The sequence below is a fragment of the Neptunomonas sp. CHC150 genome (assembly GCF_030397555.1).
Taxonomy (GTDB): Bacteria; Pseudomonadota; Gammaproteobacteria; order Pseudomonadales; family Balneatricaceae; genus Neptunomonas; species Neptunomonas phycophila.
The window spans coordinates 47,309-67,548 of the sequence record NZ_JAPNXU010000005.1 but is presented as its reverse complement, the minus strand read 5'-3'; the positions used below and the strand labels follow the sequence as shown (position 1 = coordinate 67,548).

At 46.9% G+C, this 20,240-nt stretch carries 20 protein-coding genes; 8 read left to right on the top strand and 12 right to left on the bottom strand.

Features of this window, described 5'->3' with window-relative positions; translation table 11 throughout:
• The first annotated feature begins 224 nt into the window (after window positions 1-224).
• The 8 genes from OW491_RS04750 to OW491_RS04715 all read left to right on the top strand — a co-directional run bounded on the left by OW491_RS04750 (window position 225) and on the right by OW491_RS04715 (window position 9,143).
• Complete coding sequence (locus OW491_RS04750; RefSeq protein ID WP_290034891.1) at window positions 225-1,178, top strand: MotA/TolQ/ExbB proton channel family protein; 954 nt, start codon at window positions 225-227, stop codon at window positions 1,176-1,178.
• On the top strand, window positions 1,168-1,572 hold the full coding sequence (locus tag OW491_RS04745; protein WP_075173097.1) for a biopolymer transporter ExbD: 405 nt from the start codon (window positions 1,168-1,170) through the stop codon (window positions 1,570-1,572). The genes OW491_RS04750 and OW491_RS04745 overlap by 11 nt, the downstream gene beginning before the upstream one ends.
• A complete protein-coding gene (locus OW491_RS04740; RefSeq protein ID WP_075179340.1) occupies window positions 1,569-1,997 on the top strand; it encodes a biopolymer transporter ExbD in 429 nt (142 codons plus the stop codon). Before OW491_RS04745 ends, OW491_RS04740 begins: the two co-directional genes overlap by 4 nt.
• On the top strand, window positions 1,994-2,776 hold the full coding sequence (locus tag OW491_RS04735; protein WP_075173095.1) for an energy transducer TonB: 783 nt from the start codon (window positions 1,994-1,996) through the stop codon (window positions 2,774-2,776). The genes OW491_RS04740 and OW491_RS04735 overlap by 4 nt, the downstream gene beginning before the upstream one ends.
• A 178-nt stretch (window positions 2,777-2,954) precedes the next feature.
• On the top strand, window positions 2,955-5,222 hold the full coding sequence (locus tag OW491_RS04730) for a TonB-dependent receptor (protein ID WP_215151267.1): 2,268 nt from the start codon (window positions 2,955-2,957) through the stop codon (window positions 5,220-5,222).
• Between the two features lie 91 nt (window positions 5,223-5,313).
• Complete coding sequence (locus OW491_RS04725; protein ID WP_215151268.1) at window positions 5,314-5,997, top strand: Fe2+-dependent dioxygenase; 684 nt, start codon at window positions 5,314-5,316, stop codon at window positions 5,995-5,997.
• A gap of 43 nt (window positions 5,998-6,040) precedes the next feature.
• Window positions 6,041-7,150 carry an alpha-hydroxy acid oxidase gene (locus OW491_RS04720; protein WP_075173093.1) on the top strand — a complete coding sequence of 370 codons (1,110 nt, stop codon included), beginning with the start codon at window positions 6,041-6,043 and terminating at the stop codon, window positions 7,148-7,150.
• Between the two features lie 115 nt (window positions 7,151-7,265).
• Window positions 7,266-9,143, top strand: coding sequence for a methyl-accepting chemotaxis protein (locus OW491_RS04715; protein ID WP_215151270.1), 1,878 nt, complete (start codon window positions 7,266-7,268; stop codon window positions 9,141-9,143).
• Window positions 9,144-9,185: 42 nt separating this feature from the next.
• On the opposite strand, the gene OW491_RS04710 is transcribed toward OW491_RS04715, so the two are convergent.
• The 12 genes from OW491_RS04710 to OW491_RS04655 are packed head-to-tail and all read right to left on the bottom strand — an operon-like array spanning window position 9,186 to window position 20,144.
• Complete coding sequence (locus tag OW491_RS04710) at window positions 9,186-9,893, bottom strand: type II secretion system protein N (RefSeq protein ID WP_290034887.1); 708 nt, start codon at window positions 9,891-9,893, stop codon at window positions 9,186-9,188.
• A 5-nt stretch (window positions 9,894-9,898) separates the two neighbouring features.
• Window positions 9,899-10,369 carry a type II secretion system protein GspM gene (gene gspM / locus OW491_RS04705; RefSeq protein ID WP_290034885.1) on the bottom strand — a complete coding sequence of 157 codons (471 nt, stop codon included), beginning with the start codon at window positions 10,367-10,369 and terminating at the stop codon, window positions 9,899-9,901.
• A gap of 11 nt (window positions 10,370-10,380) precedes the next feature.
• Window positions 10,381-11,535: a type II secretion system protein GspL gene (gene gspL / locus OW491_RS04700; protein ID WP_290034884.1), complete on the bottom strand. Its 1,155-nt coding sequence runs from the start codon at window positions 11,533-11,535 to the stop codon at window positions 10,381-10,383.
• Window positions 11,532-12,530, bottom strand: a complete 999-nt coding sequence (gspK, locus tag OW491_RS04695; RefSeq protein ID WP_290034883.1) for a type II secretion system minor pseudopilin GspK — start codon at window positions 12,528-12,530, stop codon at window positions 11,532-11,534. Before gspK ends, gspL begins: the two co-directional genes overlap by 4 nt.
• Complete coding sequence (locus tag OW491_RS04690; protein WP_290034882.1) at window positions 12,527-13,183, bottom strand: type II secretion system protein GspJ; 657 nt, start codon at window positions 13,181-13,183, stop codon at window positions 12,527-12,529. Before OW491_RS04690 ends, gspK begins: the two co-directional genes overlap by 4 nt.
• Complete coding sequence (gene gspI / locus OW491_RS04685) at window positions 13,173-13,526, bottom strand: type II secretion system minor pseudopilin GspI (RefSeq protein WP_075173086.1); 354 nt, start codon at window positions 13,524-13,526, stop codon at window positions 13,173-13,175. The genes OW491_RS04690 and gspI overlap by 11 nt, the downstream gene beginning before the upstream one ends.
• Window positions 13,513-14,022 (bottom strand): prepilin-type N-terminal cleavage/methylation domain-containing protein, encoded by a 510-nt coding sequence (locus OW491_RS04680; RefSeq protein WP_215151276.1) that lies wholly within the window; start codon window positions 14,020-14,022, stop codon window positions 13,513-13,515. Before OW491_RS04680 ends, gspI begins: the two co-directional genes overlap by 14 nt.
• A complete protein-coding gene (gspG, locus tag OW491_RS04675; protein WP_075173084.1) occupies window positions 13,988-14,446 on the bottom strand; it encodes a type II secretion system major pseudopilin GspG in 459 nt (152 codons plus the stop codon). Before gspG ends, OW491_RS04680 begins: the two co-directional genes overlap by 35 nt.
• Before the next feature lie 48 nt (window positions 14,447-14,494).
• Complete coding sequence (gene gspF / locus OW491_RS04670) at window positions 14,495-15,703, bottom strand: type II secretion system inner membrane protein GspF (protein WP_290034881.1); 1,209 nt, start codon at window positions 15,701-15,703, stop codon at window positions 14,495-14,497.
• On the bottom strand, window positions 15,690-17,180 hold the full coding sequence (gene gspE, locus OW491_RS04665) for a type II secretion system ATPase GspE (protein WP_290034878.1): 1,491 nt from the start codon (window positions 17,178-17,180) through the stop codon (window positions 15,690-15,692). Before gspE ends, gspF begins: the two co-directional genes overlap by 14 nt.
• A 4-nt stretch (window positions 17,181-17,184) precedes the next feature.
• Window positions 17,185-19,260 (bottom strand): type II secretion system secretin GspD, encoded by a 2,076-nt coding sequence (gene gspD / locus OW491_RS04660; protein WP_290034877.1) that lies wholly within the window; start codon window positions 19,258-19,260, stop codon window positions 17,185-17,187.
• A complete protein-coding gene (locus OW491_RS04655) occupies window positions 19,260-20,144 on the bottom strand; it encodes a type II secretion system protein N (RefSeq protein WP_290034875.1) in 885 nt (294 codons plus the stop codon). The genes gspD and OW491_RS04655 overlap by 1 nt, the downstream gene beginning before the upstream one ends.
• Between the last annotated feature and the right edge of the window lie 96 nt (window positions 20,145-20,240).

Genomic DNA, 20,240 nt, shown 5'->3' with positions numbered 1-20,240 from the left:
AAGTTTCGTAAAATAAAATTTAGTAACGAAAATTACAAAAAATGCAGATAAAGTCTTCTAAATCCTCGCTCTTTCTTTGAAAGTAGCATGACAACTAAGCGTAGACAAAGTTTCTCAATCATACAAATCTATTGATCATAAAAACGCGAATCATTATCATTAGTAAGTCGTTATTGATGTAGATACATATGTGTATCCGCAAATGTAAATAAATGGAGCTGCTAGTGAGCACTGATAATACGGTTGACGCCACCGCTATGGCGAATGAAATAACAGCAAATGGACCTGCTCCGACAGGTACAGTAGCCCCTGCAGAAACAGACTCTAGTGTTGTTAATACCGCTTTAGACTCGACAAATAACGCTGCTGTTAACACCGTTTCGTCTGACAATGCGGACTCAGTTCCTCAAACGACCCTAGCCGCCGATACAACCGCGTCGGAAAATGGACTTCCAAATGATGTAAATGTAGACGGCACTATCGCTGATGTGGCTGCGAATACGCCAGTCGACTTTATGACCCAACTGCAAGACTTTTTGACGGTTGGTGGCCCTGTTGTTTGGATTTTGATGGGCTTTTCAGTTATCGCTTTGTGTATTGTTTTGGTGAAAATTTGGCAGTTTGCTTTACTGCGTCCGGAGTCGACAGGCGACGTAAAAAAGGCCTTATTGGCATGGCGTAAAGGCGAAAATCAAGAGGCGATAGCCGCGCTGAAAACTCGTCGCCCTGTCTCGGAAGTCACATCAATGGCTATGCATGGACTGTCGCGCACTAGTGCCGATCACAGTTTGCTAAAAGAAGAGCTTGAGCGTGTAGCAACTAACCGAATGAACCAGCTGCGCGCGTTTTTACGCCCTTTGGAAGTCATTGCTACATTAAGCCCATTGCTTGGTTTGTTAGGTACTGTTTTGGGGATGATTGTAGCTTTCCAGCAAATGGAAGCGGCAGGCAGTCAGGTGGACCCGTCCGTGTTATCGGGTGGTATTTGGCAGGCATTGCTCACAACGGCTGTTGGTTTAGTTGTGGCTATCCCCGTTGTTGCGATTCATACCTGGCTAGAACGTAAAGTAGAGCGTGTATCGGCGTTGATGAATGATTCGGTCACTCAAGTTTTTACTAGCCATCAATCCGTATCATTGAGTCGAGCTAAAGCAGAGGAGATCAAGCGTGCAGCTTGATCAATCTGCTCAACGCCGTCGTCGGGCGATTAGTTTAACGCCGTTAATCGATGTCGTGTTTATTCTGCTTTTGTTTTTTATGCTGTCGTCCAACTTTATGCACTGGCGGCAAGTGAACTTGTCGACAGCTACGCATGCACAGCCTGAGCAACTTGACCCTAAAGAAATCCGTGTTGTACGCATTTTAGATGATCAAGGCGCTCTAAACTTCGACGGTGTAGAACTGCTGCTCAATAACGAAGCGGGATTACGCGAACAGATAGCTTCTGACCCTGATGCGGTATATGCCATAGAAGTTGAAGAAGGAATTATGACGCAAACGATGATCACGTTGCTTGATACGCTGAAGCAATTGGGTGCTACACATGTGTCATTGGCTGGAGTTTTACCATGAAGCTCTGTAACGAAGCTGTGCATAAAAAAAATGATAGTGACGACAACTTGATTCCACTAATTAATGTCGTTTTTTTGATGCTTATTTTCTTCATGGTAGCAGGACAAATACAGAAGTCGGATGCCATAAAACTACAACCGCCTTCCTCGGTGAGTGAGATACCACACACTGAGGACAAAGCAACCATCTTGGTTGATTTATCAGGTGACCTTTATTTGGATAATCAGCCAGTGGACGAGGAAGGCTTAAAAGCGGGTCTAGAAGCCGCTTTTGCTCAATCGAAGACACCGGATGAGTTCGCGGTGCTGGTTAAAGTAGACAGCACTCTGCCGGTTAACCGTCTTCAAAATGTCTTAAAGCTGGTAAAAAGTGTGGGCTTGATGAAAGTGTCTTTAGCAACACGGCGTGGAGGTGAAACGTCGTGATACGCACGCATCATTGGATAATCATGTTCGTGGTGGCTATTGCCTTACACCTGTTGGTGTTTATCGGTTTAGCGCACTCCAAAACGGAAGGCGCTAAAGATAAGGGCGAGCTAGGTATAGAGATAGACTTAGGTATGCTAGGTGATCTGGGTGAGGCGCAAGAAACAGTAGAAGTAACCGCTGTTGAACCGCCGCCAGCACCTGAACCGGAACCAGAAGTTGAGCCAGAACCGGAGCCGGAACCCGAACCTGAACCGCCTAAACAGAAACCCGTGGTTAAGGTAAAACCTAAGCCAGAAAAGCCTAAAAAAGTAGTAAAGAAACAGCCTCCACGTGAAGTGAAGCCTGAACCTAAACCGTCGACTAACGATGCTGTAGTGACTGATTCCCCCCCTTCAGATCAGAAAACTAACAGTACGGTAGCTCAGCGAAAAGCTTCGACAGGGATAGGGCAGTCTCGCACCACAGGAGGCAACCCCGGCGCGTTGCAAAGTTATAACGCTTTGCTGCAAGCCAAACTCGCAAAATATAAACGTTACCCTATTGCCTCGCGTCGTCGCGGGGAAGAAGGTGAAGTGCGTTTACATTTTGTTGTTGATCGATCAGGTAAAGTGCTTGAACACAGCATTAAAGGTAGCTCTGGGTCTAAACGACTGGATGATGCCGTATTGAAAATGCTGAAGAAAGCACAGCCGTTTCCTCCTTTTCCGGATGAGATTACGGCGTCACAGATGTCTTACAACATTCCTGTGGGCTTTTACCTGAAAGATCTTCGTTAATAACTCGAAGTAAAAAATCAAGAAATAAACTGTCGTCCCTGAACAGCTCTCAGGTTTTGGGTTGGAATTAAGCGTGCTGGATTTTTAGGGTGTAAATACGTATCTAAACGTTATTGCGTCTCAATTGTATGTTTATAACAACCCTTTGCATTATGACTTATGGAAGGAAAGGTAAAACATGTCTCATCAAAAAATGGAAACAGCGTTTTCGTTACGCTCGGAGTTTGCTGAAAAATCTCCTGTTTCAAAGGCTGGAACGCTTGCTTTCGCTATTTCTGCTGCATTAGCCACTCAGGGTGTTTATGCAGAAGAAGTAACTCTCGACAAATTAATGGTTGAAGAACAAGGGATCGCAGCAGACGGAAACCCGTACGCTGAGCCTGATGCGCCTTATAAAGCAAAAAAGCTATCTGACTCGCGCCAGACTCGTGACATAGCTGATACGCCTCATACCATGACGGTAATGACTAAAGAGGCGATTGCAGAGTCAGGTAAGACAGAACTTAAAGACTTGCTAAGCGCACAGCCGGGTATCACGTTAGGTACAGGTGAAGGCGGTAACTCGTTTGGTGACCGCTACATTATCCGTGGTTATGAAGCTCGTAGCGATATCTTCACTGACGGTCTGCGCGAACCAGGTTTGATCACGCGTGAAACATTTGCGTTAGAGCAAATAGAAATTTCTAAAGGTCCAAACTCTACCTTTGCTGGTCGTGGTTCAACAGGTGGTTCTGTCAACACTGTGACTAAAAAAGCCAATATGGATGATACGTTCACAACGGTTGAAGCCGGTTTGGGAACCGATAAATATAAGCGAGTGACATTAGATACGAACCAAGTATTGAGCAGCGATACAGCGGTTCGTTTGAACATGTTATATACCGATTCCGATACACCAGATCGTGCGCCTGCCGGTGAGCAACGCCAAGGTGTCTTGGCTTCTGTTGTGCATCAAGCAACTGAAGATCTAAAAGTATCTGCAGATTACTATCACTTTAAGGCAGATGATAAAACAGATACGGGTTATGCCATTAACCGTACAACGGGTGGCGTCAATAAGTACGATCCAGCGGTACAAAACGGATCAGACTTCCAGCGTGGCGAAGCGGATGTATTTACTGTAACGGTAAATTACGATATTTCCGACGATATTCGTTTGGAAAACAAAACTCGTTGGGGTAATACCAAAAACGAATATGTAGTAACGACCTATTCAGGTGTCAGTGATAACCGTCCAACTGGTCTGCGTAACTTCACTGGTTGGCAGGATAATGATTACGTAGGCAACCAAACGAACTTCGTAATTGATAAAGATATCGCAGGCATGCGAAATACGATTGTTGCCGGTGTTGAGTATGGTAAAGAAAGCGTAAGGTCAGGTAATTACACAGTTGATACCACGGCAACAGGTGCTGTTGATGATCCATACAATATCGATAATGACTTCTGGACGGGTACAGTAACCAAAAACAGTGCCTCTTCTGACCTAGATTTAACAACAGTCTCTGTATACCTTATGGACACAGTGACCGTTAATGACTGGTTAGAAGTGTTTGGTGGTGTGCGTTATGACCGCTTTGACTACAAACTGCATTCTTACTCAGCAGATGAAAATTACAACTATGACGATGGTTTGCTTAACGGTCATTTAGGTCTTGTTTTCTCACCATGGGAAAACGGTAACGTTTATGCATCTTGGAGCACGTCGTCAAATATCAACGGTGGTGAAGCAGATGCCGGCACAAACTGTGGCTATGGCGGTTTGTGTAATGCCGACTCAGATGCCTATAAGAATGTTAAACCTGAGGAATCCGTTAATTTAGAAGTGGGTACCAAGTGGAACTTGATGGATGAGCGTCTGCTATTAACAGCTGCACTTTTCCAAACCACAAAAGATAACGTTCTAGAAGGGGCTGATTACGATACAGCCGGTTCGGGTAACACAGGTGAGAACCGTGTGCGTGGTATTGAGTTAGGGTTGTCGGGTAACATCACGCCAAAACTGAGCGGTCAGTTTGGTATGGCGATCATGAGCTCTGAAATCCTAGATTCATATTATGATGGAACACAGGCTCTATCAGGCCGTGGCGGTATTACGTATCCTAATTACATTGGTTACGATAAGCCAAACTTCGCTGATAAGAGTGCAAACCTTCAGCTTCGTTATCAAGCAACGCCACAGTTCGCCTTCGGTGGTACTGTGACATACTCAAGCGAAATGTCGGGTGGTCAGCCTGATGGCGCAGCCAGCGATTCGATCAAGCTACCAAGCTATACAGTTTACGACATGTTTGCTACGTACGATTTCTCTCGTAGCTTATCGGTAACGGCTAACGTGCAAAACTTAACTGATGAAGAGTACTACACAGCGGTTTACCGTGGTGGCAGTATCGTTTACATCGGTGACGGTCGCTCTGCTAAAGTATCTTTGAAATATAAGTTCTAATCGTAATTGAACGAATAAAGGGGGGCTTGTGCCCTCCTTTCTTGTTATTTTATCAGTCAATGTATTAACCGATTGGGTTTAAAAGAGCGCTATGATCATTCCTATTCATCAAGTCTTTACCCGTGAGCAGGTCAGTCAAATACGCGGTTATTTGGACGATGCAGAATGGGTTGATGGAGCCGAAACCGCAGGTGCACAGGCTTCCTCTGTTAAGCGTAATCAGCAGTTGTCTCAAGACTCAGCCTTATGTCAGCAATTAGGAGACGTGGTACTTGATGCGTTAGCGCGTCACAGCACCTTTATTTCTGCCGCTTTACCTCAGAAAATTTATCCGCCGTTATTCAATCGTTACAGTGTCGGTGAAACCTACGGTTTGCATGTGGATAATGCAATACGGGTAGTGCCGGGGACCGCTGTACGTGTTCGTACGGATCTATCAGCTACTCTGTTTTTAAGTGATCCTGAAGAATATGAGGGAGGCGAACTGACCATTCAAGATAAATTTGGCTCACATCAAGTTAAATTATCGGCGGGTGACATGATCCTATATCCGTCAACTAGCTTACATCGTGTCGAACCGATCACCAAAGGGCAGCGAGTGAGCTCTTTTTTCTGGTTGCAAAGTATGGTTCGTAATCACGAGCAGCGTGATGTGTTATTTGATTTGGATACGAGTGTCCAATCACTAACCAGCCAACATGGTCATGACCATGCTGACGTAATACGCCTATCGGGTATTTATCAAAACCTTATACAGCAGTGGATAGATACCTAATATTCGCTTGGCCCTATTTGATTCCACAATTTAAGAGTCCCTCATGAAGCATATACCTCAGGCCGCTTTATCTGAAATCCCCTCTCATTTAGTCAGCGTGAGCGATTACGCGAAGCATGCTAAGTCGTTTATTGCCGCTGATATTTACGAGTACATTGTCGGAGGAGGGGCGGATGAGGTGACCTTGCGTCGTAACCGGGACGCTCTGGATAACATTTTGATTATGCCGCAAGTGCTAACAGACTGTACTCAAGGTTCCACAAGTTTTACATTGATGGGAGAGACATTTCGTCATCCCATCATGCTAGCCCCTGTTGCATTTCACCAACTAGTGCATCCCGCCGGTGAAATAGCCACGGCGCAGGCATGCAGCGTATTAGAAACCGCGATGACTGTGAGCACATTGGCATCGCAGCCGCTAGAGGCTATTGCACAAGAATTGACAGGCCCCAAGTGGTTTCAACTTTACGTTCAGCAAAGCCGAGAGTTTACCTTACAGCTAGTTGAGCGTGCCCAAGCAGCGGGCTTTACCAAATTAGTGGTTACGGTTGATGCGCCACTACACGGGATTCGGAATCGAGCACAGCGTGCTGGCTTTGAGTTACCAGAAGGGGTCGAAGCTGTTAATTTGCGTGATCGGCCACCGTTACCAAGTCGAGTTTTAGAGCCGTCACAGAGTATCGTTTTTCAAGGCATGATGTCTGAAGTCCCAACTTGGGATGATATCGCGTGGTTATTAACTCAAACCAAAATGCCAATTATTCTTAAGGGGATCTTAAGTCCTGCCGATGCTTTGCGGGCTAAACAGATGGGAATAGCGGGTGTGATTGTTTCTAACCACGGTGGTCGTACCCTGGATTGTGTACCTTCAGCTATTGAGATGTTACCCCGTATTCGAGAGGTGGTGGGCTCAGAGTACCCGTTATTACTGGATGGCGCTATTGAACGTGGCACGGATGTATTTAAAGCGATGGCCTTGGGTGCTAACGCTGTTATGTTAGGCCGCCCTCAGCTGTATGCCCTATCGGTGGCGGGCGCATTGGGGGTAGCACATATGTTACGTATTATTCGTGAAGAGTTAGAGGTCACTATGGCCTTGGCCGGTGCCCCAACAATTAACAGCATATCTGCAGAGAACCTAACCCTAGGCTAGGTTTGCGTTGAGAGGCTTCAATCACTTTTTAATACTAAAGCATTGAGCCTTCATGCCGATGATTGATGCTAACGAGCGCATTTAGCGCAGCACATTCATTTGAGGTAATTGCTTTATGAAGGTATCGCATCGAGTCGCGCTGCTGTCGACAGTTATTGTCATCGTGGCCTTTTCTATATTTTCTATTGTACAGTTTATTAGTGTTCGAAACACGCTCTACCAGCAAGCTGAAATAAGCACCCAAGAAGCTTCTAAAGCGTTGTCAGCACAAGTGACAAACTGGCTTAATGGAAAAATGGCATTGATAGACTCCCTACGGGACATTATTGATGTCGAGTACAGCGAAGAGCGAGTACAGTCATTGTTTTTGGTGCCAAAACTGTCGGAAGAGTTTCTGATGGTTTTTGCTGGTAAGGCATCAGATGGCACGTGGATTTCCAACGATAAAAGCTGGTCCTCGGATAAGGATGCGCGTCAGCGCCCTTGGTATGCCTTAGCTCAGTCACATTCACAAACTGTATTAACTGACCCATACGTCGATATATCTACCAAAGAGATCATCATTTCGGCTGTCACTAAGTTGAGCGATAATGGTCGCTCGCGTGGTTCATTCGGTGGTGATTTAAGTTTGAAAGTTGTATCGGATGCTGTAAACACACTTAACTTTCATGGGAAAGGTTATGCATTCTTGATGAGTGCTGACGGGACTATTATTTCCCATCCCAATACTGAATTAAACGCAAAATCGGTTGATCAATTGTTTGAAGGGCAACGGCCTAACTTTACGTCGACGATGCAAGAATCAACGGTTGATGGTGTTGATGTATACACCCTTTTTGAGCCGCTCACCGGCTTGTCCAGTAAGGAATGGTTTATTGGGGTGGTATTAAATAAGTCGCTTGTTATGGCCGAATCGCGCCATTTAGGATGGCTAGCTGTTGCTTCAACCATTATTAGTGCATTGGCTTGCTCGCTTATTCTTTATTGGGTAGTTACCCGTTTACTTAAGCCTTTGGGTTACTTAAATGGCTCTTTGGTGGAAATAAACCAAGGTGAGGGTGATCTTACCAAGCGCTTAGCCATAACCAGTAAAGACGAGTTTGCGTCCGTCTCTGGTGAGTTCAATCAATTCATTGCATATTTGCAAACGTTAATAGAGCAAATTAAGCGCACATCATCCGCTGTAAGGGAAAAGTCGGGACAAATAGCGGCGTCGGCTTCGGAGTCCGAAAAAGGCTTGTCCAATCAGTTGTTTGAGCTGGAACAACTGGCTACAGCGATGAATGAGATGTCTTCTACGGCCCAAGAGGTGGCTAACAGTGCCCAGCAGGCCGCCGATGCCGCCGAATGTGCTGACAGAGCGACCGAGAAAGGGGTTTCTATTGTTGGCAATACAACCCAAGCGATTGATGCCATGGCCGCTGATATGGATCAGATTGTTGGTACGATTAGCGACTTGAGCGGTTACAGTGACAATATTGAATCTATTCTGACAGTTATTACCGGTATTGCAGAGCAAACCAATCTGCTAGCACTGAATGCGGCGATAGAAGCCGCTCGGGCAGGAGATATGGGGCGTGGTTTTGCTGTAGTTGCCGATGAGGTGAGAGCATTAGCGTCGCGAACTCAAGAGTCAACTGAGCAAATCAGCAACATGATTCAGCAGTTGCAGTCGGGCGTACGCAATGCTCAAACGACAATTAAAGGCAGTCATCAGCGCGCGGCAGAAACACGAAAAATTGCTAATGAGGCAGGTGAAGCGCTACAAGCGATCCGCGATAGTATTGGACAGATTGGTAATATGACGGTGCAGATTGCAACAGCCGCTGAACAGCAAAGTTGCACATCGGAAGAAATTAATCGCAATACGCTTAATATCCGAGAAATATGCCAACAAGTGTCCGAAGGTATTGCTGTCCAAGCCCGTCATAGTGAATCGATGAAATCAATGACTGAGCAACAAGACCAATCATTAGGCCGCTTTAAAGTCTGATAAGCCTATCACGATCAAAGGCCGCTGTTGGCCTTTGATCGTTTACAGGTTGCCCCTTTCACGAACTGTAAAACGCTGATCTTCAGGGGAGCCTCCTAGCAAACCTGACAATTGTTGACGTAAAGCAGGATCCCGGCTGAGTAATTGAGCATTAAATTGGTAGCCTCCTTTGGGTGTCAACAAAGCGCTGCCTGTAAGCTGTATAGGTGACTCTTGGTTACGAAAGGAGGCGCTGTAATTCTCGCCTTCACAGGTGACTTGCACGTCAATTATGCCAAATGGAAGCCCCATCATCGACGTGTTTTCTAGTGTCATCGCCCCTTGGGTTTGTCGGCATTGGTCGGCGCTCACCTGTTCTAATTGAGCTGAAACATCACTGCTGATGGTATTTAACAGAGGATTCCATTGTGCCAAGTGTTGCGTGTTAGTGTTAATAGCCAGAGAGCTGAGTGTAGACAATGACCAAACTTTGGCGGCTGCAAATCCCGTCACTGACTCGTTAATCAATGTGAAATTCCAGCCTAAGCCTCCTGTTAATAAGGCCATAGGGCTAAAGCGCCATGTGACCTTACCTGTGTCCATATTGCCAACCGATAAATCGGCTTCGCCCTGCCATATTGAGCCCTCAATGTTAGTGAGCTCAGCCCCTTGTAGTTGATCATCAACTAACGAGTATAAGAAATGTGCTGGTGTGCTGATGCCAAAACTAATAATAAAAATAAACAGGAGTAAAACAATGATACGTTTCATACTGGCTAGCTACCTGTGGTCAGCGTTAAACGTACATTAACGCGTCCTGCTGTTGTGGGGTTTAACTGGATCTGATCTAGGGTGATACCGCGAGTATTGAGAGAGCCTAGAACGGTTAATAACTGATCAAAAGACACCTGATCCGCCCACATGCTCAGCTCGTTTTCCTGGTTAGATTGTATGCGGTTAATGCTAATTTTTTGTCGCGTAAACGCTTGTGTTGCTTCTTGTCGTAGGGAGCCTGCTGCCAATGCATTGGGTGCATTGCTTTGTTGACTATTTAAGCTCATTGCTGCTTGTTGCATCCATGCCAAGTCGGCTTGTTTGCGTTCCAGCTGCTGTGTAAGTTGCTGCTGGCGTTCCAGTTGCGGGTTCACAATAGCTAACCAAATGATGAGTAGCGCAACAATCGGAGCGGCTATTAATAAGGTTTGTTGGTCCTTTCGATTCAGAGCGGCAAAGCGTTCTTTTAACATGTCGATAATCCTTATTGCGCTCTAATGGTTAGTAGACCGCTAACGCCATCTTGACTGCGGGTTAGTGTACCCAAATCGGCTGTTAGCCCAGCTTGCGTTATGGCGCTGTTTATTTGCTCAATCGTGGCGTAATCCTTGGCTTGTAATTGCAAGCGTAAGAGATCAGGAGATTGGCTAAAGCGTAAGTTTTGCACGCTCACACCGTCTTGTTTGAGGTGCGGTGCAGCCATCGCTAACCATTCAATAAAGAGCGCTCCGTCACCGCCTTGGGAAAGCTGTTTCAAGGCGCCTCGCATTTGACTAACAGGGTTGGTAATTCGGCGAGCATCAGGGAAGCTCGTCTGATAAATCCCTTTCATGGCGGTGTCTAGCTGATCAATTTGTCGTTGCATCTGCAGGTTATCGACAATAAGGCCAATAAAGCTGATGAGCAGTAACGCGGCGGTGGCAATGAGAGGAAGCTTAAAGGTAGAAAGCCATTTTTTCGCTGCATGTTGCGATTGGTATTGGTTACACAGTAAGTTTATTGGCAACTGCTTTAACGAGAAGTGTGCCGCACCGTGTGTAAGAAAGGCCTGCGGGGAAAGAGGCTCCGCTAATGTGGTTGATGCGAATCGAGCAGCTAATGCTTGATAGGTTGCAGGGCTGACACTGGCATGAATATCGGCCGTATGAAGCAATACGTGATCGCCTACTGGGATAGCTGTTTCACCGTCTTGCGTGCTAGAGAGCAGTTCAAAATCGGCTGTGATAATTGAAGGAGTTATGGCGTGTGCTGTTAGCCAATCAATCCAAGACTGCAAAACGCAATGCTCGATTGCTAAGCCTGTTATAGCTCCGTCCTTGTACTCCCCTGGCGCAACATGTATCTGCTCTATTGGGGTGCTGATTTGTTCCTCGATCATAAATGGCAAGCTATTCACCAGCGCTCGCTGCTTACTAGGGAGCGCTTGCTTAAACCATCGAACCTGATGCCCCGGTACAAAAAGAATAGTCATGGCCTGAGAGGCGAGAGAGGAAAGAGCTGAGAAGGACGTATTTTCTTCTGTTTGAGTGACCTCAATGGAGCCTTGCTCGGCGGAAGTTTTAGAGGCCGTGTTGTACAGCACCCAATCTACTTGTCGGGGAGGGAACTGCTGCGGGCGTATAAACAGAATGCTACTCAAGGGGTTACTCCATAACGTCGGCTGATAACATGGGTGGTGTCATCCTCATCAATGCGCAATAGTGAGATCAGCCGAAAAGGTGCGGTTCCTAAGACAACTTGTGTGTCTAGTTTAAAATAATGGCGCGCTAACGTGAAACTGGCCTCAACGCTATCATCGACTTCACTCAATGCTGGGTCAGCCCAAAATGCGGCTAGCTCAGCATAACCATCATCGGGGCGGCTCTCAATTACGCTGAGAGCTTGATTCTCGTCTAACTGGCCTTGTGTTAACACGCTCAGCAGGTAAGCATCGTCAGCGGTTAAATCGTTGGGGTTGATAGCCAGTGTATTATCGTCAGGGCGAATACATAAAAAGGGACGAATAGCTTGTTGTTCGTCTTCATTTAACACATCTAATGCGCCGAGTTCTGCGCTAGCCAGCATTGTGCTGTTGGGTGGTTGTTGTGGAGGTGTTTGACCGCTATAAAAAAGTGATTCGGCACCGTAGGGCGTTTTTGGTTGAGTATCTGGGTCGATCCAGTCCGCTGCGCGTTGTAAAAGTTGGGTAATGGTTGCGCCGGATATTTGGGCTTTGTTTTCGAGAAAGTAAGTCCATACATTTTTATTTAAGAGGCTACGCGCATCTGGGTTTTCAAAAGTAATATCTAAACTGTTGATATTAAGGCAGGTATGCAAAGGTGTGAGTTGATAGCTCACCATACCTGTATGACCATCGCCGCTAACGGGGAAGGTCACTTGAGTGTCTGTCGCTTCTAAGAGGCTCTTTTCTTTAAGATCAGCCAAGGTGCTTAAGGCGTAAACTTCCCCTCCTCGAGCGAACCAGTAGGCTTGTCGCATATCCTTTAAGGTGACATGTTGATTTGCGCTAAATTGAACGGTGCCTGTCATAGTGGTCGCTAAAATGGTGATGATTGCCATGAGGCCGAGCACTAAAATCAGCGCCACTCCACGTTGTGCCTTTGCGGGCGCACGGGTGTATAGGGCCTTCTTCATGAGTCGGCTCCGGTACGCAGCATGCTGACTAGCTCGAGGTGTTGCCAGCGATCACTTTCAGCTTCGAACCGAATAGCCCCCAATGGTGTAGAACCCGCACTCTTGGTTGCGTCTGAAAGTTGCTCACTCCAGTCCTCATAAAGAAAGTACAAACGAGCCTGTGATAAACGTGTAAAGAGTGTGTTTTGATACCAATGATCTTCATCAATAGGCATACCGACAGGGGATGAATATCGGACTAAATTATTAGATTCTAGGACATAACGAACGCGTTCGAGCTGGTCGCTGTTAAGGCTATTAGCTGGCCCAGTAGTATGTAAAGCCGAGGGCTGTTCATGCAGCCTAGTAAACTCTATCAACAAGCCGGGGACGCTGGAGTCTTCGGCGGTCAGGAGGCTGTTTTCTCCCCTGACAACCAGTTGGTCAAAGTCGCTTTGAATGATGCGTAAACCTCGATCCAAACGCTCTAACTCACTGGCGTGATCTGTAATCTGTTGGCTATTTTGTATCATGGCACCCAGTAACTGCGCGCTAATTAATCCAATAATTGCTGTTATAGCGACAGCTATGACAAGCTCGATGAGTGTCATACCGGTTTGTAACTGGCGGTCACGGTTACTACTAACCCGTTGCACTGGCGGCTTACTCGTCATGTCGAAAACCTGTCAATGTTGCGAGTATATAGTCGGGTTGAGCCGGTTGACTCACCTTTACTGTTACACGTTGGAAATTAGCAAGCTCTGTGGTTGCGCGTGTGGCCTTCCAATAAAAGCGCTGCCCGGCAAAGTTGATTTCACCATCCAGTGCTTCTTGCGTGCCTAGCAGTAGTAAGCTGAGTTGGTTGTGAGCTACCCAGCCAGCATGTTGGCGAACTTCAAGCTGTTGTGCTGTATCGGTAGCTTGGCCTGCCGTACGTGATAGAGCAGCAGCGGCCACGGCGAGTATAAAAAGAGCGACCATGACTTCGAGGAGCGTAAAGCCTTTATTCTTGATCATGGGCATCCGCTCTAGCGTAGGGATCAGTGAGTGTTGATGTAGTATCTTGGTCACTTATCTCCAGAGTAAAAGGGCTTAATAGTCCATCTGGCGCGGCTAAAATTTGTGGGCCTTGTGCCTCATCTGAAAGCCGTTGGTCTTCGCCTTTGACACTGAGGGATATCACCAATTCCGGTGGTAGTTCATAAGGTGACTCAGTTGTGATGACATTCCATTCGGAGTCGCGGTAATGCCACCGTTGGTAGCTATTATTTTCGAAACTCAGCCCGTACCAATTTTGTTTGGCTATGGCTTGTCGGCTAATCGTTAACAATTGTTCTCGTACTTCATCAATTGCATCGTTAGCCGTATAAGCGCGCTCGGTGGGGCGCAGCGTGAGCATAACTGCCGCTGATAGCAAACCGACGAGTGTGACAATAACCAGCAGCTCGAGCAGCGTAAAACCGCGCGAGCGTTGCAGGTTACCAGTTGCCGATATCGGCAGCTTGACCTTCACCACCGTTATCTCCATCAGCGCCGAAGGAATACAGGTCAAATGCGCCATGTTCGCCGGGCTGGACGTATTGGTAAGGATTACCCCACGGGTCGTTAGGTAGGCGTTTAATATAGCCGTTTGGGCGATAGTTCTTAGGCTCAGGGCTAATGGTAGGGCGTGAAGCCAGAGCTTCAATGCCTTGGTCGGTCGTTGGATAAACAAAATTATCCAGCTTGTACATGTCTAACGCTTGCTCTAGTGCTGAGATGTCGGCCCGGGCTTTTTCCGCCATGGCGCGGTCTTGGTTGTCCAATACATTGGGTGCCACAATAGCAACAAGCAGGCCTAAAATGACAACCACAACCATGATTTCAAGTAGCGTAAAGCCGCGTTCTTTTGTACGCGGGTGGACGGGCTGTTGTGGTTGCCCAAGTGTTGTGTTCATTGTTAACTCCTTTCTCATTAAACCTAAAAGCGAAGCCGCTTAGCAGATTTAGAACTGTGTTAAGTTATTGAGCTGTAAAATAGGCAATAAAATGGCGAGTACAATGGCGAGTACCAGTACGCCAAAAACAATAATCAGTAACGGCTCTAGCAGCTTTGTGGTGATATTGATCATGCCTGTTAGTAAGTTCTCTTGTTGACGAGCGGCATGCTCAAGCGCTGTGCCGAGTTCTCCACTGTGTTCGCCGTTAGCAATCATGTAGACGGATATAGGCGGGAACACCCCGCTATCATTTAACGTTTTGCTGAGCAATTGGCCTTCGCGGACTCGGTCCGTAGCCTCGCTTACGGCGTTACGTATGACGCGGTTGTTTAAGGTTTCTTGGCTTATCCGTAACGCGTCGAGCAGCGGGGAGCCACTGGTCACCATTATACTGAGCGTGTTGAGTAATCTAGCCGTCTCTAAGTTAGTAATAAGGTTGCCTAAAATAGGTAATTTGAGCATGCCTGCATGCACGCGCAATCGAAATGCAGGCTTTTTAAGACAATGTCGCCATACCCAAATGCCTGCAAATACGGCGACAAGAACCATCCAGCCTTGATGGATGATGAAGTCTGAGCTGGCAATCATGATACGTGTTAGCAAAGGAAGCTCTTGTCCACGGCCATCAAATTGTTCGACGACTTTGGGGACAACATAGGCCATGAGCAGCGTGATCACACCTAAGGCCACAATGGTGAGCACGATGGGGTAAATGGCGGCCTGCGATACTGTGTTGCGCAACTGTTGTGTGCGCTCGGTATAGTCCGCTAGTCGCATCAGTACTTTAGCGAGATCACCAGAGTGCTCACCGGCTGAGATTAAGGCGCAATAAATCGGTGGGAATACGCGTGGGTGATCTCGCAAGCTGTCCGCTAGCGTATGCCCTTCTAAAATTTTGCTACGTACCGCTTGTAGTGTGCGTTTAAGTGCTTTGTTATTGGTTTGGTTTGCACTCACCTGAATAGCTTCCTCTAAGGGGGTTGCTGACTGGATAAGCGCGGCAAATTGTTGGGTGAAAAGTGATAAATCGCGAGTAGAAACTCGGACGCCGCCACGTTTGCTTGTGGTGCCTCGTTTATGGTTTTCGTACAGATTAATAGGCATTAACTGCTTGTCGCGCAATTGTTGGCGAGCATGTCGTTCAGAGTCGGCGTCTAGAAACCCTTTAAGCTTTTTACCTTGAGGGTTAACGGCTTGGTATTCAAAGGATGGCATGGTCGGCAGACTCCTTGACCATACGAAGTACTTCCGCCGGTGAAGTTACACCAGCAAGTACCAAATCCCGACCTTGATCCAGCATGGTTACCAAGGTTTTGTTAGCGTATTCCGCCATTTTATGTTCGCCTGCGCAGTCATGTATCAAGCGTGACAGTGGACGGTCAATGACGAGCATTTCATAAATGCCTTTACGGCCTGCGTATCCCGTGTGGTTGCATTGGTCGCAGCCAGCATTTTCAAAAACCAGACATTGACTAATTTGACTGTCGCCTAATGCGCGAGCATCTTCATCCGTGAGGCGGTATTGCGTTCGGCAGTGTTGGCACAAAGTACGCACTAAGCGCTGTGCTAACACTCCCTTAACCGCTGAGGCTATGAGATAAGGTTCTACACCGATGTCCATTAATCGGGTGATTGCACCCAGTGAGTCATTAGTGTGTAGGGTTGATAAGACGAGGTGCCCCGTCAAGCTGGCTTGTACGGCGATCTGAGCCGTTTCCGGGTCACGTATTTCGCCGATCATGACGACATCAGGGTCTTGGCGCAAAATAGCACGTAAGCCTTTTGCAAAGGTCATACCGCTTTTGGTGTTTACGGGCGTTTGGCCGATACCTTCCAGTGCATACTCAACCGGATCTTCTACCGTAAGAATGTTGCGGCTGCGATCATTGATCATCGACAAGCCAGCATATAGGGTTGTGGTCTTACCTGAGCCTGTGGGGCCAGTTACCAGTATGATCCCGTTGGGTTGTGCTAGAAGCTCTGTTAACGAGGCCAGTGTATCTGACGGCATACCTAAATGCGTTAGATCCATGCGCGAGGCTTGCTTGTCGAGTAAGCGCATAACAACACGTTCACCATGGATGGAGGGCATAGTGGATATACGTACATCCAATGCTTTGCCTGCCATTTTGAGCGAGACCCTACCATCTTGCGGCACCCGTCTTTCAGCAATGTCGAGCTTCGCCATAACTTTAATGCGAGAAATAAGCAAAGGCGCTAGCGCACGGTTGGGTTTGAGTACTTCTTGTAAAACGCCGTCAACTCGTAGCCGAACAGACATGCTATTTTCGAAAGTTTCTAAGTGTATATCGGAAGCTTGCTGGCGCAGTGCTTCGGCAAATAAGGCATTAATCAAGCGTATGACGGGGGCATCGTCTTGAGCATCCAACAGGTCTTCAGACTCAGGAATGCTTGAAGCAAGGGCGTCTAAGTCGATAACTTCGTTAATATCGGAGATATTTTCGAGAGAGTTATCGGCGGCTTGATAGGCAAGACTTATGGCATCTTTTAGCTCATCAACAGGCACGAGTTTTAGCTGCATCTGATTTGCATAAAGCCGATCTACCTCTAGCAATGCTTCGGTGCTTGTGTCCGTGGAGTAGCTAACATTGGCTACTCCCTCATCGTTAATGAGGGCTAAAATAATATGCTTGCGTGCAAAGCTGTAACTAAAGGCAGGTTGAACGGCCATGGGATTAGAAATCTCCATCCAGCCGTTGGAATATGTCGCCTCTATTGTTAGTCGTTTGCTTTGTTGTGCTTGCTGGCGCTTTGGGTGTTGGCTGAGCCGGCTCTTTTGGAGGGGCCGCTGCTACTGGTTTGCTGGTATTTTCTTGCGGTATTGGGCTAGTCTGACTTTGCTCCCAAGCCGGTAGTGATGGGGTGTGTCCATCAGGGAATAAGTTATCTCGTTGGCTATTGAGCACTTGCCTTGCATGAATGTAATTATATTTTTCGCGGCTGATTTCGGTAGCCGCAAAACGATCGCGTATGATTGTTGGGCGTATAAAAACCATTAAGGTGCGTTTTTCGCGGGTGCTGGTATCCGAGCGAAATGCACGGCCAACGAATGGTATGTCGCCTAATAAAGGGACTTTATAGCTTGTGTCCTGTACGTCTTCATTAATCAGGCCACCTAATACGAGTGTCGCGCCATCATCGACTAACACGGTGGTTGATATAACGCGCTTGTTGGTAATGATATCGGAAGCAACAGCGCCTGAAAGTGATGACACTTCTTGCTCCAGTGTTAATCGAATCGCATCCCCTTCATTGATTTGCGGCGTTACTTTTAGCATAACGCCAATGTCCTTTCGCTCAATTGTTTGGAAGGGATTGGTATTGTCCGAGCTAGCGGTAGATCCGGTGATGATAGGTACTTCTTGGCCCACTTGAATATACGCTTCTTCGTTATCCATGGTGACTAGGCTAGGTGTTGATAATACGTTTGAGTCGGTATCTTCGTCTAACGCGTTCAAAAAAGCGGCAAAACTAAAGCCATTACTATTGAACTGACCAATTCCCACGGATAAGCCGTTCCCAACGAGGGAGGTTGAAGCCGAGTCAGACGTTGCCGCGGCCACAATATCTACAATGCCTGAGGTGTTGTCTGTGGATAAGTTGACGGCGCCTAGCGGTGTGGTTGAGCCATCATCGGCATCAAAAAATAGCCATTGGACACCTAGCTCTCGAGAGGCATCTTCTGAAACCTCGGCAATAATCGCTTCTACTAGAACCTGAGCACGACGAATATCGAGTTTAGTAATAACATCTTCAATGGTTTTAATAATATGTGGGCTGCCAGACATAACGATCGTATTAGTCTGATCATGAGCATCGATGTGGAGACTGCTCTGAGAGGTAGAGGCGGCGCTGGCCTGCTGTCCTGTTTCTTCTTTAATAATTGTATCGCTAATTCCCTGAAGTACGGGGACAAGGTCGCTAGCTTTGGCATATTTCAAATAAACGACACGTGTATTTGAGTTGGTTTGTACCTCGCTGTCTAATTCTTTGGCTATGCGCCCAATACGGCTTCGGGTGGTTGCGTCAGCCTTTACAATGAGGGTGTTTGTTCGTTTATCAGAAGTAATCATCGGCGCTGGACCGGACTTATCTTTCTGAGTCTCGTTCATAAGACTGGTAAGAATGCGCTCCATTTCACTAGCCGATGCGTTACTGAGAGGGATAAGCTCTAAAGTCTGGGAATCGGCTTGGTCAACTTGCCCGATAATTTGCGCTATGCGTCGTACGTTAGACGCGCGGTCGGTAATTAAAATGACATTGGAGGTGTCATACGCTGCAATAATCCCTAGGCGGTTGTCTATCAATGGACGTAACGTGGCAGCGAGCTGATTCGCGTTGACGTTGCGGACTTCTACGACGCGAGTCACAATTTCTTCGCTACTGCGTTCTGGTATGAGCTGGGATACGTCCGACCCTTCTAATTTAGCGCCCTGAGAGGGGATCACTTTTAATATATTGCTACCCGCATCCACGACGGAATAACCATTAATACCCAACTGAACGAGGAAAATTTCGTAAAGCTCTTGTTCTGTCAGTGTTGAGGGGCTTTGAATATCCACTTTGCCACGGACTTTGTCATCGGTAATGATTGTTTTGCCCGTCATTTTGGAGATGGTGCTAATAAACTCTCGAATATCAACGCCACGCATATCTAGCGTGTACTCTTCCGCTAAGGTGGTTAGGCTTGAGCTCAAAAGGGCTAGAGTAAGCAATAGCGGAGTAAGCGCGCGTGGGGTAAACATTTTCATTACAACTTGATATCCATATTGATTGCCTGGCCATCTCTGTCGAGTGTAAGGGATACAGAGCTAGCGCTTTGAAGCAGCTGGTAAAGGGAGGTGATATCCAGTGATGACACGGGAGTATTATCGATATGCGTAACAATATCGCCGGCATTAATCCCCGATGTAGCCAGTAATCTTTTATCAGGGCCGGCTGAAATTCGATAACCTTTTAAGCTCCCTCCTGCATTGACGGGGCTTAGCATCATAAATTTGCTCAATGACAAGGGGTTAGTCATTAAGGTGGTTTTCGGATCATTGCCGACTAGGCGACGAAAACGCGTAGAGGTTAAGTCGATAGTTTTGTCGAGCGTATTATCGCTTGCTACAGAAGACGTTCGGCTTTCTACGCCTTGGCTCACTGCTTTCTCTTTAGGTAGCAGGAGCTTTTCGGGCTCGCCATTATTGTAAATAATGACATGATCTGTATCGATTGCGGCTAAGGAAACTTCACGGCCACCTTTTTTGCCAATGATTTCATCGACAAGGTAAGCGCCTTGTTTTCCTTCGTAATTAATGACAGCAACGCTGTTGGTTCCGTGAACCAAGCCTAGCAATTGTATGTTAAGGCGCGTTTGTTTGATGTCGTCTTGAGGAGGCAGGACTTGGGGCGCTATTTGGGCAGCGATAGCTTGGCCAAACAGGTGCTGTTGCCTAATACTATTGATGGCCTCATCGAGGATTTGATGGGTACTTGTCGTGTCGGACGTTGTCCTGTTTACCGAAAGCGTTGACGACACAGAGTTTGGCAATGAAAGGCCTATAATTTTCCATGTCAGCTGCGAGAGTGCGATAGCGCATGCGCAAGCAATCAGCAAAAAAAGCAGCAAACTTATCCGTTTGAGTGGCATCTTAGAGCGGCATCCCTTTTAAAATCCTCGAGCTATGATAATTCAGACCGGAGATTCTTGCTAATTCTTATGACAATAAGATGACTAAAAGGGAAA